The 15,072-nt window shown below is 37.9% G+C and carries 13 protein-coding genes; 9 read left to right on the top strand and 4 right to left on the bottom strand.

Annotated elements, in window-relative coordinates; genetic code table 11:
• Positions 1-13 precede the first annotated feature (13 nt).
• Entirely contained in the window at positions 14-1,591 is a 1,578-nt protein-coding gene (locus tag KHB02_RS05115) for a phytoene desaturase family protein (RefSeq protein WP_213146194.1), read from the top strand.
• 1,079 nt (positions 1,592-2,670) lie between these two features.
• On the opposite strand, the gene KHB02_RS05110 is transcribed toward KHB02_RS05115, so the two are convergent.
• The gene (locus KHB02_RS05110) at positions 2,671-3,033 is read right to left on the bottom strand and encodes a hypothetical protein (protein WP_241113729.1); all 363 of its coding nucleotides are present in this window, start codon (positions 3,031-3,033) and stop codon (positions 2,671-2,673) included.
• 587 nt (positions 3,034-3,620) lie between these two features.
• Entirely contained in the window at positions 3,621-3,851 is a 231-nt protein-coding gene (locus KHB02_RS05105; protein ID WP_241113728.1) for a hypothetical protein, read from the bottom strand.
• Positions 3,852-4,176: 325 nt separating this feature from the next.
• Here KHB02_RS05105 and KHB02_RS05100 point away from each other — a divergent pair, with 325 nt between their 5' ends.
• From KHB02_RS05100 to KHB02_RS05085, 4 genes are all read left to right on the top strand, one after another.
• Complete coding sequence (locus KHB02_RS05100; protein WP_213146196.1) at positions 4,177-6,762, top strand: penicillin-binding protein 1A; 2,586 nt, start codon at positions 4,177-4,179, stop codon at positions 6,760-6,762.
• 433 nt (positions 6,763-7,195) lie between these two features.
• Complete coding sequence (locus tag KHB02_RS05095) at positions 7,196-7,681, top strand: DinB family protein (RefSeq protein WP_213146197.1); 486 nt, start codon at positions 7,196-7,198, stop codon at positions 7,679-7,681.
• A 420-nt stretch (positions 7,682-8,101) separates the two neighbouring features.
• A complete protein-coding gene (locus tag KHB02_RS05090; protein WP_241113727.1) occupies positions 8,102-9,151 on the top strand; it encodes a DUF3231 family protein in 1,050 nt (349 codons plus the stop codon).
• A gap of 224 nt (positions 9,152-9,375) precedes the next feature.
• Positions 9,376-9,795, top strand: a complete 420-nt coding sequence (locus KHB02_RS05085) for a VOC family protein (RefSeq protein WP_213146198.1) — start codon at positions 9,376-9,378, stop codon at positions 9,793-9,795.
• A gap of 68 nt (positions 9,796-9,863) precedes the next feature.
• On the opposite strand, the gene KHB02_RS05080 is transcribed toward KHB02_RS05085, so the two are convergent.
• The gene (locus KHB02_RS05080) at positions 9,864-10,142 is read right to left on the bottom strand and encodes an HU family DNA-binding protein (RefSeq protein ID WP_213146199.1); all 279 of its coding nucleotides are present in this window, start codon (positions 10,140-10,142) and stop codon (positions 9,864-9,866) included.
• Between the two features lie 212 nt (positions 10,143-10,354).
• On the opposite strand from KHB02_RS05080, the gene KHB02_RS05075 reads away from it, so the two are divergent.
• The 4 genes from KHB02_RS05075 (at position 10,355) to KHB02_RS05060 (ending at position 13,396) form a co-directional block, all read left to right on the top strand.
• Positions 10,355-11,143 carry a hypothetical protein gene (locus KHB02_RS05075; RefSeq protein ID WP_213146200.1) on the top strand — a complete coding sequence of 263 codons (789 nt, stop codon included), beginning with the start codon at positions 10,355-10,357 and terminating at the stop codon, positions 11,141-11,143.
• 5 nt (positions 11,144-11,148) lie between these two features.
• Positions 11,149-11,607 carry a hypothetical protein gene (locus KHB02_RS05070; RefSeq protein ID WP_213146730.1) on the top strand — a complete coding sequence of 153 codons (459 nt, stop codon included), beginning with the start codon at positions 11,149-11,151 and terminating at the stop codon, positions 11,605-11,607.
• A 214-nt stretch (positions 11,608-11,821) separates the two neighbouring features.
• Positions 11,822-12,418, top strand: coding sequence for a DJ-1/PfpI family protein (locus KHB02_RS05065; protein WP_213146201.1), 597 nt, complete (start codon positions 11,822-11,824; stop codon positions 12,416-12,418).
• Between the two features lie 231 nt (positions 12,419-12,649).
• Complete coding sequence (locus KHB02_RS05060; protein WP_213146202.1) at positions 12,650-13,396, top strand: alpha/beta fold hydrolase; 747 nt, start codon at positions 12,650-12,652, stop codon at positions 13,394-13,396.
• 778 nt (positions 13,397-14,174) lie between these two features.
• Here the strand turns inward: KHB02_RS05060 and KHB02_RS05055 are convergent.
• Positions 14,175-15,056 carry a LysR family transcriptional regulator gene (locus tag KHB02_RS05055; RefSeq protein WP_213146203.1) on the bottom strand — a complete coding sequence of 294 codons (882 nt, stop codon included), beginning with the start codon at positions 15,054-15,056 and terminating at the stop codon, positions 14,175-14,177.
• Positions 15,057-15,072: the final 16 nt, after the last annotated feature.

Here is a 15,072-nt window from a genome sequence, read left to right as displayed (position 1 = left end):
TAAAAGGAGAGATATGATGGATCAATTTGATGTCATTATTATTGGAAGCGGCCATAATGCGTTGATAACGGCTGCCTATTTAACACGGGCTGGAAGAAGTGTATTAGTATTAGAGAAAAATGACCGTCCAGGAGGATTTTTGCGCACAGAAGAGCTGACACTGCCAGGTTTCAAACATGATGTCTATGCTGCTGCTCATCCGCTCTTTACAACCGGACCAGCGTACGCAGAGTTAAGAGAGGACTTAGAAGCACGCGGGCTTTGCTATTTAAATACAGACCTGCCGACTGGCGTTTCGATCGAAGACGGACGAACAGCGGTTCTTCCTTCTTCCTTTGAGGAGCTCATCGCTGAGGTAGAACGGTTGGCCCCTGGTGACGGCACAGCGCTGGCAGGCATGTTTGAACAGTTGAATCCTTATGTAAACGATGTTTTTGGGTTATTTAACATGGATCTTTCCAGTCCAGAAGCTGCACCTATCCTCCAGCGTTTACTTCATCAAAAGGGCGGCGTGGGTTATTCACCATTTGCAGCATCGCTCGTTTCAACGGCTCGTAATACGGTTAGTTCGCTTCAGTCACCTGTCACGAGGGCGATGCTTGCTTCCTGGGTTACTCACCTTGGCCGCACACCGGATGAGGTGGGAAGTGGAATTTGGGTGCCGCTCACCGTGATGGCATTGATGGGCGGTGGAATGCCAATACCGGAGGGCGGCAGCGAGAAGTTAGCGCAGGCATTAGCTCAGCTGATCACGGATCAAGGCGGGGAGATTCTTACAGAGATTCAGGTCGAGCGGATTTTAGTGGAAAATGGTAGAGCAGTTGGCGTAAGGACCTCAAAGGGGAAAAAATACCGTGCCAAACAGGCGGTCGTGGCCTCAACTACACCTGACCAGCTGTATCTCTCGCTATTAGCCGATACCGAAATATCACCACCACTGCGCGCGCAAGCAAAACATTATCGATACGGCAGAGGATGTGTACAAATTCATTTAGCTCTGAGTGAGCCGCCAAACTGGCCGGATAAGCGGTTTAACCGTGTCGGTCAGCCACATCTAACAGATGGGCTAGACGGATTTACCTTAGCTATTGCCCAAGGCGCAGCTAATCTGCTTCCGTCAAATCCGACCTTTACCGTAGACTGTTCGACCAATCTTGATCCAACAAGGGCACCGTCAGGAAAGGCCATCATGCGTATTCAAGTACTGGAAGTACCGATAAGGCCAAACGGGGATGCCGCAAATCTCATCGATGTGGGGAATGGGACATGGTCACATGATTTGACAGAGCGTTTTACAGAACGCGTGTTAAACGTGGTCAGCAAGCATATACCAAACATCCCAAGCGCAGTCATTGGAAAATACGTGGTCACACCAGACACAATTGCTAAGTATAACCCAAATGCTGGCCCGGGGGATCCGTATGGTGGTGCACATGATTTAGGGCAGAGTTATCTTTTGAGACCACTACCAGGGCAGCCGGGTCATCAGACAGCAATTCCAAATGTGTATATGCTCGGGGCCGCAACTTGGCCTGGACATGGAGTAAATGGTGGATCGGGGTATATAGTGGCTCAGAAACTATTGACCTAATAAGACTTATTAACTTATGGAATACAATTCCTGAGTGAATGGCTCGTTTGATGGATTAAAACGTTTCATCAAATCTGATAAAGGGTCCCGATTTGGGATCTATCTTAAACGTGGGCGATCCTTCAAGAAGGTCGCCTTTTTTTTTACACAAGAAAGATTGTGAAATGTTGTACTTGAACTATCGTGGCAGGTTAGTGCAATAAGAAGGAATACTGTAAACTGTAATTAAAGGAGAATTTATGCAGGTTTAAATAGGAGACAGTCACTTTTTCATTCAGTAGTACAAAATATGAAGATACAGAGGCGACAGAAACATTTACTTTTAAAGAATTAGGTATTGATGAGGATTTGGATGAGGAAGGACTAAAGATAGAAATAGATAAAATTTTCCAGGCTTGAGTTTGGGATAAACTCAATATTTCTTATAGTATCGTTATAAACGAGGACAAACGCAGATAGTACAGATTATATTCTGTAACAAAAGAGAAACTTCTTATTGTGCAAAATGGGCAGAATAGTGTAAGTAAGAAAAGTCACCGTTTACTGAACATCTCCTTAGACTACCTCAATAAAACAACCACTATAGATACTCATATTTGCTAGGTTTAAAACTATTTTTAATGCTATTTCATAATCTGCCGTTACAAAACTTGTCCAAATTGCATTTCTTATTAATGACTAAATAAGAAAGGAGTGCAAATTTAATGCCTTGTATTCGTTCTGATTTACAGCAACCAGTGTGCTTAACAATTATCTACAATGTAAGCACTGGGGCACTGGTAGATTCTTCAGTTGAGTGTGGAGTTTGTAATCTTGAAACGGAGTTTGATTTTACTACTAAAAATCTAGTAATTAGAGTACCATTAACAGTCCACGGAATCCTCACAATTAACGACCACTTCCAAGCAAGTTGCGTTACGGCTAATATTACACAACCTTAATAAAGGTCTAGTTAATATTTTGGGAATGTAGGAGAGTAGAATCTACATTCCTATTTTTTACTATGAGGACCTTTCTTTAATAAGGAATTAAAAAAGTGGCTAATTATTAGCCACTCTAGCCTTGCGTTAATAAATTGATTATATCGGATGCGGTGGAAGAAATGGAATGGGGCGGATAGAGGCTACGGTATCGCTATTCGGTTTCAGATGAATCTGCACTTTTGCGTCATTAGCTGCTAAGTCGGCTGTAATCGAGGCGAATGTGTCTAGGACGTCAGATGTCGTTGAACCAAATGTAATTGGTCCTTTTACAGTCGAAATTAGTGTGTTCCAGCGTGTAACGATTGGGCGGATTGGGTCAGTGGGGGCGAACCGTTCTAGTGCTGCACGGTGCGGGACAGTCGCCGACACGACTCTCGAAGTCTGTGTGACGCCATTAACGCTATAGGTTAGTGTGCCAGTGCTCGGAGTGAATGAGATAAGCGTGGCAAATACGTTCATACTTGTCCTCCTTTATTATAAGATTCTATTTATCTTATGCTTGTACAACAAATCAGTATGGATTTATATCCAAGTAGATGGGGTTTTCCATAAACTAGAAATAATTATTGGGTCGACCATATTTGTATCAGGATACTAATCAACACCAAAGAGTATAAAGGCAAAAATTTGTGAAGGATTGTGTACTTAAACTAACGGGTAGCTTTAATTTAAGAAGGAGACTGCCAAAGTAAGCACTTTAGGACAGGATTTGGAAGTGCAAATTGAAAGGTTGCAAGCTGAAGGCTGCGACAAGATTAGCCGCCAAGTAAAATCTATGTACGGATAATAGACCAGCACAGGTCCCGGTTTCGAAAAAGTTGCCGTAATGGCAGCTTTTTCTTCTTTTACTACCAGGAAATTAACTTCTGTGAAATTCGAAAAATGGCAATACTTAAATTCATCTTTTTAAAAGGGGAGAGCGTCTGATCCTTGGTGTTTATATACTTGTTTAATGGATTAAGAAGCTTCTGTTATTGTAACCGTATAGCCTAAGTTTTCTAGTCTTCGAACCGAATGGCGTACAATAGATACCTGTCTTTTTTTTATCAAAGTAATCTTCGCCTAAGTCTACATACATTTCTTTTCTTGTTAAAAGGTAATATGCGATCCGCAAAATCGACATGTGCAACTACAATAGCTGCTCTTTTGTTTCCTTTTCCAGCACTTTCATTATGTCTAGATACGAGAGCTGCCCAGGAACAAAGATGTGCCGCAGTTCCATTATAATCATTATTATTTCCTCCGGTTGCCTCTTCATTTAATAAATATTTTTCCATACTTGAAATCGACTCTCCCATAATGACTTTCATTAATTTAGCCAGCTGGCAACCCCATAAATAGTGTCGGGATGGAAATAATAATACTTATACCTTCCCGCTTTTCTGAAGGAAACTAACCCTGCATTTTCTAAGACCTTCAAATGCTTGGTAAAAACTAGTAAAGATATATCAAAAGGTTTCTGCTAATTTTTATATGGTTTTCTCACCCATTGAAAGTTCTTGGATGATAGCAACTTTTATTTTAAAAACACCACAGGAACGGTTCGCCTCGTTCAAATCGGGCCAGTCTTGTCCATGGTCTTGAAAGGTAGGAGAAAGAAACATGACAGAAAATGATTGGTCTCGGACTGAGCGGAGAAAAAACATACAAGAACAACAACAAAGTTCTTCAAAACAGGATGAGAACAAGAGGCCAAGAAGAGGATTTTGGAAAAAATTCTTATACATTTGTCTTACACTAGGAATTGTACTGTTCTTGTTTGGAGTGGGCGCTTTTTACTGGATCATTAAAGACGCTCCTAAGTTTGACGAAACGCTATTAAAGGATCCTTTATCTTCCAAATTTTTTGCTAGTGATGGGAAAACCGTCATTGCCGAAATCGGTAAGGAGAAACGGAATGAAATTAATATTAAGCAAATACCTGATGTCTTAAAAAATGCTGTTTTGGCCACAGAGGATGCCCGTTTTTATCAGCATCATGGAATTGATGTTAAACGTACTCTTGTTGCTGTTTGGACGAATATTACAACTGGTTCTTCTCAAGGCGGCAGTACGATTACACAGCAAGTTGTGAAAAATTCTTTTTTATCAATTGAAAAAACCCCTACAAGAAAAGTGCAGGAATGGTATTTAGCCATTCAATTAGAAAAAAAGTTCTCTAAGGATCAAATTCTAGAAATGTATTTTAACAAGAATTTATATGGCAATGATGTATATGGCGTTGCAAAAGCGGCCGAAAGGTTCTTCGGTCTTGGTCCCGATGAGTTAAATAAATTAACACTGGAACAAGCTGCACTCCTTGCCGGAATTCCACAAAGTCCCAATAACTATACACCTACTGTTGAAAGTAATCTTGATGCAGCAGAAAAACGCAGAAATATGGTTCTTTATTATATGAATAGACATGGATATATTTCCAAATCAGAAATGGAGAAAGCACAAAGTACACCAATTGAAGATACATTAAATATTCAACAAGCGGCATCAAATAAATATCAAGCCTTTGTTGATACGGCCATTTCAGAAGTACAAGAAAAAACCGGTGGGAATATTTTTGAAGATGGCTTAGAAATTTATACAACCATTGACCCAAAAATCCAGCAAGTAACGGAAGATGTTCTTTCAACAAATGATTATATCAATTTTCCAGGTAATGATAAGCTGCAAACAGCTGTTATCATTGCCGAGACCCAGACGGGAGCCATTAAAGCCATTGGCGGAGGAAGAAATTATCAAACCGGCAAATTTAACTATGCAACAAGGATTAAACGTCATCCTGGTTCTACGATTAAACCAATTCTTGACTACGGCCCAGCCATTGAAAAATTCAAATGGTCAACTGGACACATAATAAAAGATGAGAAGTATCAATACTCAAATGGAACCCCTATTCGAAATGCAAGTCATACTTATGCAGGAGATAAAACGATTAGAGATCATCTGGCCTGGTCACGTAATATTCCTGCATTAAAAACATATCAGGAAGTTGGAGCAGACTATGCCACTAATTTTGCCAATAGCCTTGGTTTTCCTATTACAGAATCTCAAAAAGCAAATGAATCGAATGCAATAGGCGCCATTGATGCAGCATCTCCTTTAAATATGGCTGGAGCTTATGCAGCTTTCGGGAATGGAGGTTACTATGCAGAACCATTTACTGTTTCCAAAATAATTTATCCCGATGGAACGGAAAAGAACTTAGCTTCAAGTAAAAAGAAAGTAATGGAAGACTCTACTGCCTTCCTCATCACAGATATGCTACGTACAGTGGTGGATTCAGGTACAGGAACCATGGCAAATGTTAGTAGTCTTGATATAGCTGGAAAAACAGGAACAACCAGCTTCGATCAATCAGCAATAGAAAAATACGGTTTACCTAATAATGCGACAAGAGATGCATGGTTTGTAGGATATACACCGCAGTATACAGGTGCTGTTTGGACAGGCTACACAGAAACTACTTCTTCAGATGACTATTTAGGAGGCAAAACCGAGCACTTCTCTAAATTAGTGTTTAAAGAGATTATGTCACGAGCAGCTACCAGCACGGAAGGATTTATACAACCAAGCAGTGTTGGGAAATTAGGCAAGGAATACTATGTACAAGGCGGAGAAAAGCCACCAACACCTAAGATTGATAAACCAACCAATGCTCAGGCGAAATATGATGAAGCTTCAGATAGCATTCAATTATCATGGAATTATGCTTCTGAAACCAGTTCAGAAACAACCTTTGATGTTTCATATACAGTGGATGGAAATACAACAAAACTAACATCCACAAAAGAAAGCCAAGCAGTACTTCAAAGCCCGGAGAAAGGAAAATCATATACACTTACAATCGTTGCCATTTCTGAAGAGATAAAAAGTGATCCAGCATCTGTTTCGATAACAGTTGAAGAAAAAACAGAAATGCCAAATAGTCCATCCAATTTGCAAGCTTACTTTGATAAAAACTCTAATAATATTGTTATTAGTTGGGACAACAATAATGCCATTACTCAAAATGTCAAATTTACCGTTTGGTTTACTGTGAATGGCCGTACGTATAGATTGAGACCCATCTCAGAAACCCATGCAACGTTAAGTAAGCCTAAACCAGGTCAAACTTATGTTATTTCTGTTACAGCATCAAATGATGCAGGTACCAGTGCTCCTGCCGCTACTTCAGTTACAGTTGAATACTAATACTAAAAGTAGTAACGAGAAACACCACAGGGACGGTTCATTACGGGGGCAATCGGAAGTTTTGCGCGCAAAAAGGCACAACTAGTGGTTCTTAGCTAGTTGTGCCTTTGTTCTATCTTATACCTAAGATATAGTCGCAAATTTTTTATTGAAATGACGCGCAGGCGATTATGAATAATGGTCAGATAGAAATTGTTAATGAATGTGAAATAAGGAATGGTCGAAGAGAGGCTGTTGTCTAATAACCTCAAGGGGTATCTTATTTGTCATGATAAAGGAATAAAAACTGGATGAGTCGAATAAATCATAGTGATCTTGTTTTTTGGTATTCTCAAAATAAATGATTGGAGTATTTCATTGAGGGTAGTTTTTTTCGTTATATGCCCGACAGTCGAAAATGAAGATTACACTATACAGTGAGGAGATTGATTTTATGCAAGTTATAGCCAAACTGTTTTTAGAACAACTCGACATGCATTGCCATGAGAATGAGTGGTTTGCATCCATGAATCAGGCGCTTCATGGAGTCAACGCAGCTGAGGCAGCATGGACAAGTCCGGGCAGCAATTCAATTTGGCAGATTGTCAACCACTTGATATTTTGGAATGAAGACGTGATCCATCGAATTAAGGGCACAGAGAATCCGCATAAGCCAGAAGACAATGAAGAAACCTTTGGAAATCCGGGGGATCCAGAAGACGAAATTGGGTGGGCCCAGACAGTGCAGCGCCTTAATGAAGTCATGAATAAATTAAAAACGGTCATTACGGACCTTGACGATGAAAAGTTAAAAGCTCCGTATGCAGCTAACAGGTACTCTATTGAGCGTTTACTCAGCAATATCATGATGCACGATACGTATCATCTCGGCCAAATTGTTCTGTTACGAAAGTTGCAATCCTCTTGGAGTGGAGTATGATCCTAACGCAATCTAGTACAACGACCTTCCTCGCCTAGCCGATTTATAAGTATTGACGGTGTGAAGCCCTTTTCATTCTCTATGGTGAAGCGGGTGATTTTCCTGCTTTATGGATGGCTAAACGGGTGTGTTAGTCAAATAAATTAGAACGTATTTGCAGAGCGATCTTTCGCATATTTCATTTTTCAACAGTCAGGCGCTTTTCTTAAATAAGAAGGCGTCTTTTTGAATGTACAACACATTTAGGGGGATTGAGTTTAATGAGGTGTAAAAAAAGATTGTGAAATCCTGTACTTAAAGTAAAGGGGCTTTTATTATTTAAGTTTAGAAGCAGAACGTTGAAGATGAAAAGAGTTGATCAGAATTAAATTATTATCCTGCGTTAATCCTAATTAGAAAATAGGAAAAAGGGGATTGGTTATGACCGCCGGTAAAGAATTAAACGCAATGGATATCTTGAAACCAATTAATTTAAGTCCAAAAAAATCGGATGAAGGTCAACCTTTAAAATCTGTCGAAATAGCAAAACTTTGGGCTATGTATGTAGGAAACAGTATGTCAATGCAGTTTCTAAGTTATTTTCTTCAACATTGTAAAGATGAGCACATTAAGACATTATTAGAAAATGGATTAGCTTTATCTAAGAATTTTATCCAGAGGATTGAAGGATTTTTTAAAAAAGATAATTTCCCTATACCTGTTGGATTTACTAAGGACGATGTAAATCTTGAGGCCCCACGTTTATATCAAGATGAATTTTACGTACATTATTTAAAATACGCTGCTAAGGCCGGGCTTAGTATATACGGAGTAGCAATTCCGTTAATGATGAGGGAGGACGTAAGAGAGTTTTTTATTCATTGTAATATGTGCACTGACATCTTTTTGGGGCAAATTAATAATGTTTTAGCCGAAAAAAAATTGATTGTAGACCCTCCTGCTATACAAACGCCAAAAAGAGTCGATTTTGTTCAAAAACAAAGTTACTTAAATGGTTTTGTTGGAGATGTTCGACCATTGAACGCATTAGAAATTACTCATCTTTTTGATAACACTGAGAATAACACGACAAGTAAAGCATTATTATTGGGTTTCTATCAGACAGTTCAAGATGAAAAGATCAAGGCTTTGTTTAAAAGAGGTTTAGACATGACTGATAAATCAGTGAAGCAGTATCAGGGAAAACTTCACATGGAACACATGCAATCACCGTCATACTTAGACCATTTGGTTACAACATCTACATTCCCTCCTTTTTCCGATAAAATAATGCTGTTTCACAAAGTGGACATGTTCTCCATGAAGATAAGGGCTTATGGAAACTCAATAGCAGTTAGTCCAAGAAGAGATTTAGGGTTTTTGTATGGAAGAAATCTTTTGAACGTTGGCTTATTTGCTGATGATGGTGCCAATATCTTAATTGATAAAGGTTGGCTGGAATCACCCCCACAAGCATTTGAAAGAGTATAAGTTAAAAATGTAAAAACATTATATACATACTTAAAACCTATTTTTATGAATTAAAGTAATACCGTAAGCATGTCATGGCTTCCGGTATTACTATCATGTCATCACTAGTGTAATGAACCTAATAATCTACAAAAATAAAGCTAAAAATCAAGGGCAGGCAAATTAACCGTAACAACATTTGTTATTTTTAAATTAAATCAGAAAAATGACGGAAGGGGACGTTTATGAACTTTAAATCTCCACAAATTAATCTATATGTTGATAATTTAGAGAAATCAAAAGGATTTTATCAGAAACTGGGCTTTACACAAACCTTTGTGGCGGAAATTGATGGTAAGCCAGTTCATTATGAATTACTATTGGATGGTTTCAAGTTAGGTATAGCCTCTAAAGAATCTGCAAAAGAAATTCACGGGTTAAACCCTGGTCAAAATAGGGGTTGCGAAATTGTTGTATGGACAGAAGACACCGATTCAGCCATCCAGTATTTAATTGAAAATGGTGCTACTAGGTTATCTCATCCCCATAATTTTTTAAATGATTTAAGGTCGGGTTGGTACAAGACCCTGATGGAAACCCCATTCAAATCGTTTGTAAAAGACAAAAATAAGTTTCTTCAACTAAAGGGTGCTTTAGTAGATTAACAATGTAGAGCCCAAATAAAAAGTGATGGTTCAAGACCATCACTTTTTTTGTTATGTAGTAAGATTACTTATTTACCAGCTACAGCATCCTTTAATTGCTTTCCAGGCTTAAATGCTGGTACTTTGCCAGCTGGGATTTCAATTTCTTCACCAGTCTGTGGGTTGCGTCCCGTACGAGCAGCACGTTCACGAACTTCAAAGTTACCGAAACCGATTAATTGAACTTTGTCTCCATCCTTTAATGCTTGCATAATAGAATTGAAAATTGCATCTACAGCTTTACCAGCATCTTTCTGTGTTAGTTCGGAAGCTTGAGCTACTTGACTCACAAGATCTGTTTTATTCATTGATAACACTCCTTTAAAATACAATGAACCCTTAATGGGCGTACATCATTTTTACCATATCGTACATAAGTTCGCAAGATATAAATATTTTGTATCTTGTTACTTTTTGCTAGAACTTACTTCAACTAACGGGCAGGTTAGCATAATAAGGAATGGATAAATGTATTCCATAATTGGAAATATATTATAAATCGTTTCTGAAGGTGGATTAGATGAACAATTATACAAATGATAATACTGCCAGACGGTATAAAGCTCATGTTAGTATTTTAGGAACAACCCAATTGCATTTAAGAAATCCTTATATCATTGCATGGTGGTCCGCTGCGTTTCCTGGATTCGGGCATTTGCTATTATCTAAATATCTTAGAGGATATGCATTATTTATTTGGGAAGTTGTTGTTAATATTAAATCACATGTTAATTCTTCCATGGTTTATTCCTTTCAGGGGAATATTGACATGGCAAAAGAGGTATTAGATACAAGATGGCTTCTTATGTATATCCCTGTTTACCTTTTCGGTATTTGGGACAGTTACCGGACAACAGTAGATATGAATAAGGTCTATCTTTTAACCGAGCGAGAGGAACACCGTTTTAATTCATTTTCATTAGGAGCGTTAGAGATTAACTACTTAGATAAGCGAAATCCCATTCTTTCCCTTATGTGGTCGTTGTTTATCCCTGGGCTAGGGCAGCTTTATATACATAGGATTTTAACTGCTTTCTTTGTCATCATATGGTTAGTGGTATTTTATTATTATTCTCATGTTCAAGAAGCTGTTGTACTTTTGTTTTTAGGAAAAGTAAAGGAAGCAACTTCGGTTTTAAATCCAGAATGGCTTCTTTTTATCCCTTCACACTATGGGTTTGCAGCTTATGATTCTTATATGAATACGGTTGAGAATAACAAACTATTTGAAAAAGATTTAAGGAATCATTTAACCGAGAATTATCAATCGGATGGTTTCAAAATACTAAAAGGACAAAAAGTGAAGTGATACATGTGCAGTTATTTTCAACATTTGAAACCACAGGATTTTTAGAAATAGCAATTTCAACGTTAGAAAAAAAAGGGATTAAAAAAAATAGTATATTTGCTGTCCCTCTGGATAATAGAGCTGAAGAACGTAAAATTTTTGATACCATTCATCGCTCAGACGGAACAAGCCTGATTGACATTGGAATGGGGATGGGCACTGCATTTTCAGTTATTGGAGCAAGTATTGGGTTTAAATTAGCTTGGGGACCAATTTATTGTGGACTGATAGGTGCGTTTGTTGGATTTGTTCTGGGATTTGCTATTCGGCTTTTTATGGAATTGGTAATAAAGAAAAAGAAAAGAGTTTTAAAAGGAAAACATTCTGAAGTAATCTTAATTGTTGATTGTGAAGAATCACAAGCTGAATTAGTAGAAGATATACTTTGGAGCCATTTTGCATTAGGAGTAGCAAAAGTAAAATGATTCATTATTTGATAAACATTTCTTTAAAACCAAAGATTGTGAAGAATTGCACTTAAACTAAACGGGGGCTTTTCTTGAAGAACAGGGGTTGCTGCAAGCAGCTCTTTTTTAATGTGATAACGGGCAGGTTAGTTAAATAAGGATATGTTCAAATATGGTAAAATTTCTATAAAATTACAAGGTAAGAGAAAATAATCACTAAGGAGGAACGTTTATGAATTCCAAACAGTGGAGAGTGGGAATATTTTTGTTTAACGACGTAGAGGTTTTGGATTTTGCAGGTCCTTTTGAAGTTTTTTCTGTCGCAGCATTAGAGAATGGTCAAAAACCATTTGTAGTTAAAACGGTATCAGAAAAAGGAACAATGATATATGCTCGTAATGGATTGAAGGTTCAACCAGATTTCAGTTTTGATACTATGCCAAAATTTGATATATTGGTTATTCCTGGTGGTCCTGGTGCTAGGGAACGAGAAATAAATAATGATAAAGTAATAACCTGGATTGAAAGTCAAATGAAAAATGTACAATTAATGACTTCTGTTTGTACGGGTGCCCTTCTGTTAGCAAAAGCAGGTTTACTTAAGGATAAAATGGCAACAACCCATTGGGCAAGCTATGAAAGATTAGAAAAAGAATTTCCAGAAGTTGAAGTTCAGAGGGATGTTAAATTTGTAGATGAAGGTAATGTTATTACATCAGGTGGCATCTCAGCAGGTATAAATATGACTTTTCATATTGTGAAACGATTGGTGGGTCCTCAAGTTGCACAAGAAACCGCTAAGCGAATGGAATACGATATTATTATTTAAAAAAATGTCCGTTTTGGCGAACTTGTTTATGAGCTAAATGAATACATTTAGCTCAAGCTGAAACAAAGGTATATTTTCTAAAAATTAAGCATTTACCATACTTATTTGTGGTAAAATATGTAATATGTGTAGGGGTAGGTGTGAGTGAAAACTTAACTTCATGGTTATTTTTCATAATCCTTTCACACGTTCAAATGAAAATATTAAATTATGTTAGGTGGGGGAATATCAATGGATTTGTATTACGAAGTTAATGGTATTGGTCAACCTGTGGTCCTCCTCACTGGTGGGGCTGATGTACGAAATTGGACATTTGTCGCCCCTCTTTTAGCGAAACACTATAAGGTCGTTGCTTTTGACGGACGTGGGACCGGGAAATCACCGTCTCCTATAGAAGATGTCAACCCTGTTGAAGATTTGTTGTCACTGCTTGATCATCTAGAAATCAATCAGGCAACGCTCATCGGTCACTCAATGGGCGGCCAAATTGCCACTGAATTCGCTCTGAATTATCCTGAGAGGGTATCTAAACTAATTTTGCTTGCGCCGGGATTATCTGGGTTTAGCTATTCGAAGGAATTTGGAGAGAGAATGAAGAAGGTTCATGAAGCTGCCCCCGATATCGATAAGATGATTGAGCTTTTACTCTGTGACCCATCTAATCGTGTTGTAGCGGTGAGTCCGCACCGGGATTTGATGGTTCAAATCCTTCGGCACCATATGAACCGAATGTTTGAATGGCCTCCGGTTAAATTAATTTGGCCGCAACCACCGGCCATTGAAAGATTAGGAGAATTAACGGTCAACACATTATTGATTATCGGTAAGGAAGAATCACCCGATAACCTTCTAGTTGCCAATTACTTTCGAATGCACTCAGATGCGAGAATCATAGAAATTCCGGGTGCTGACCATATGGCTAATCTCACCCACCCCGAGAAGCTGTATAGTCTAATTACTGATTTTATGGAGGAATGAAAAGCCTATTATGCTAATGGCTTTGGAAGAGAATGAACGCTTTCTAGATAATATAATGACCTTCGATGAACCCACTTTTTCCATATTGATATAACAATACTTTGGAGTACACATTATTAAACTATCAGCAGTTTAACGCAACAATGAAATAAATAATGAAAAGACAGACCAAATAACAAAATTTTGGTCTGTCTTTTTTATTGCTAAATCAAGGTTTCTGTTGCAAAGAAGAAAAAAATCGGCATATAAAAGTTTAGAATGGATTTGTTTTATTACTGTTTGTTTAATGTAAAAGGTAAAATACTAAAGAAAACGTAGAGGATGCTAAAACCTCTGCGTTTTGTGTGTGATTTTGTTGTCTAAATTTATGCGACTTACCCTGATGTTAACCTTGTTAATTCAGTTTTTCCAAAGTTTATAGAATTGCTTAATGCAAACATGGATGGACTCATGCAAGAAAGTAAAATAAAGTATATGAAAAAGTGGCTGCGGGAAAATGAGCAGAAGTAACAAAGAGGTAGAGATCATAGATAAACAACTGGTGTAAAAGTGGGGATTTCGTAAATACCACCTTCAAAAATTTAGTAGCCTCTCAGGCGCTTTCTTGTGAAAGGTAACAATGCTGCTGGATGAAAGATACAGTAAATATACGTTTGATATCAATTATCCTTTTTTAAAAAAGATTGATTGGAGAACATCATTATCTGAACAAAGAAAAATTAATGGCTATAACCCTCCTATTTTTTTAAGCTAGTCCGCAACGGTAAAAGTTGAGTTATTACTTCTGTAATGTTTTAAAATGCTGGATTAGTAGGTCCCGAAACATACTAGCGGCAAAGGATAAATAACGCTTTTCCGACCATGACAAATAATAGGTACGCTGGCAAACCGGTTCTTGAATGTGTAAATGATGAAATAAATTCTCTCTTTCTAATAAAGTTTCTAACCAAAATGCGATTCCAAGACCTGAGTGAACTAATTCCTTTATTGTTTTTGACTCATCCGTTTCACAGACAATATTCGGTGTAAAACCTGCTTTTTGACACAGTTCATCAGTAGTTTCCCGAAATGAATGGCCCTTCTTAAAGTGGATAAAAGGTTCATTAGCGACTTCACTCAGCTTGATACTCTGTTGATTTGCAAGTCGATGTGTGATGGGGACTGCTAGTAATATTTCTTCTGTCTGTATAGGTATGTTGCAAAATCCTTTTCGTTCAATGGGTTTGCATGAAATACTGAAATCAATTTCACCGTTTTCGAGTAGACGCTCCTTCTTTTCCAACGTGGAAACTTGTGAAATCCTGAAATGGACATCGGGATAAGAGGCTCGAAAAGAGTTTATTACATTAAAAAAATAGGGTAAAAAGGTTGTGTCGATAGAAACGATTCCTCGTTCCAATCCTGCCATATCGGCAATTTTTCGTCGTCCCTCTTCCAAGGCATTTAGTGCGGTTTCTACTTTTTCCAGGAAAACCTCTCCATATTCATTCAGTGAAATCTGTCTCCCTCGCCGATCAAATAGTGGTACCCTAACATCTTTTTCTAACCTCGCGATAGTCTGGCTAAGAGCGGGTTGTGTAATATATAATTCCTGTGCAGCCTTTGTTAAATGTTTCAGTTGTGCAACCTTTTGAAAATACTTTAGCTGAAGCAGATCCATTATTACCTCTTCTCCT

The sequence above is a fragment of the Neobacillus citreus genome (assembly GCF_018343545.2).
In the GTDB taxonomy this organism is placed as follows: domain Bacteria; phylum Bacillota; class Bacilli; order Bacillales; family Cytobacillaceae; genus Neobacillus; species Neobacillus citreus.
Note: the sequence above shows the minus strand (reverse complement) of the source record. Positions and strands in the feature narration are given on the sequence as shown.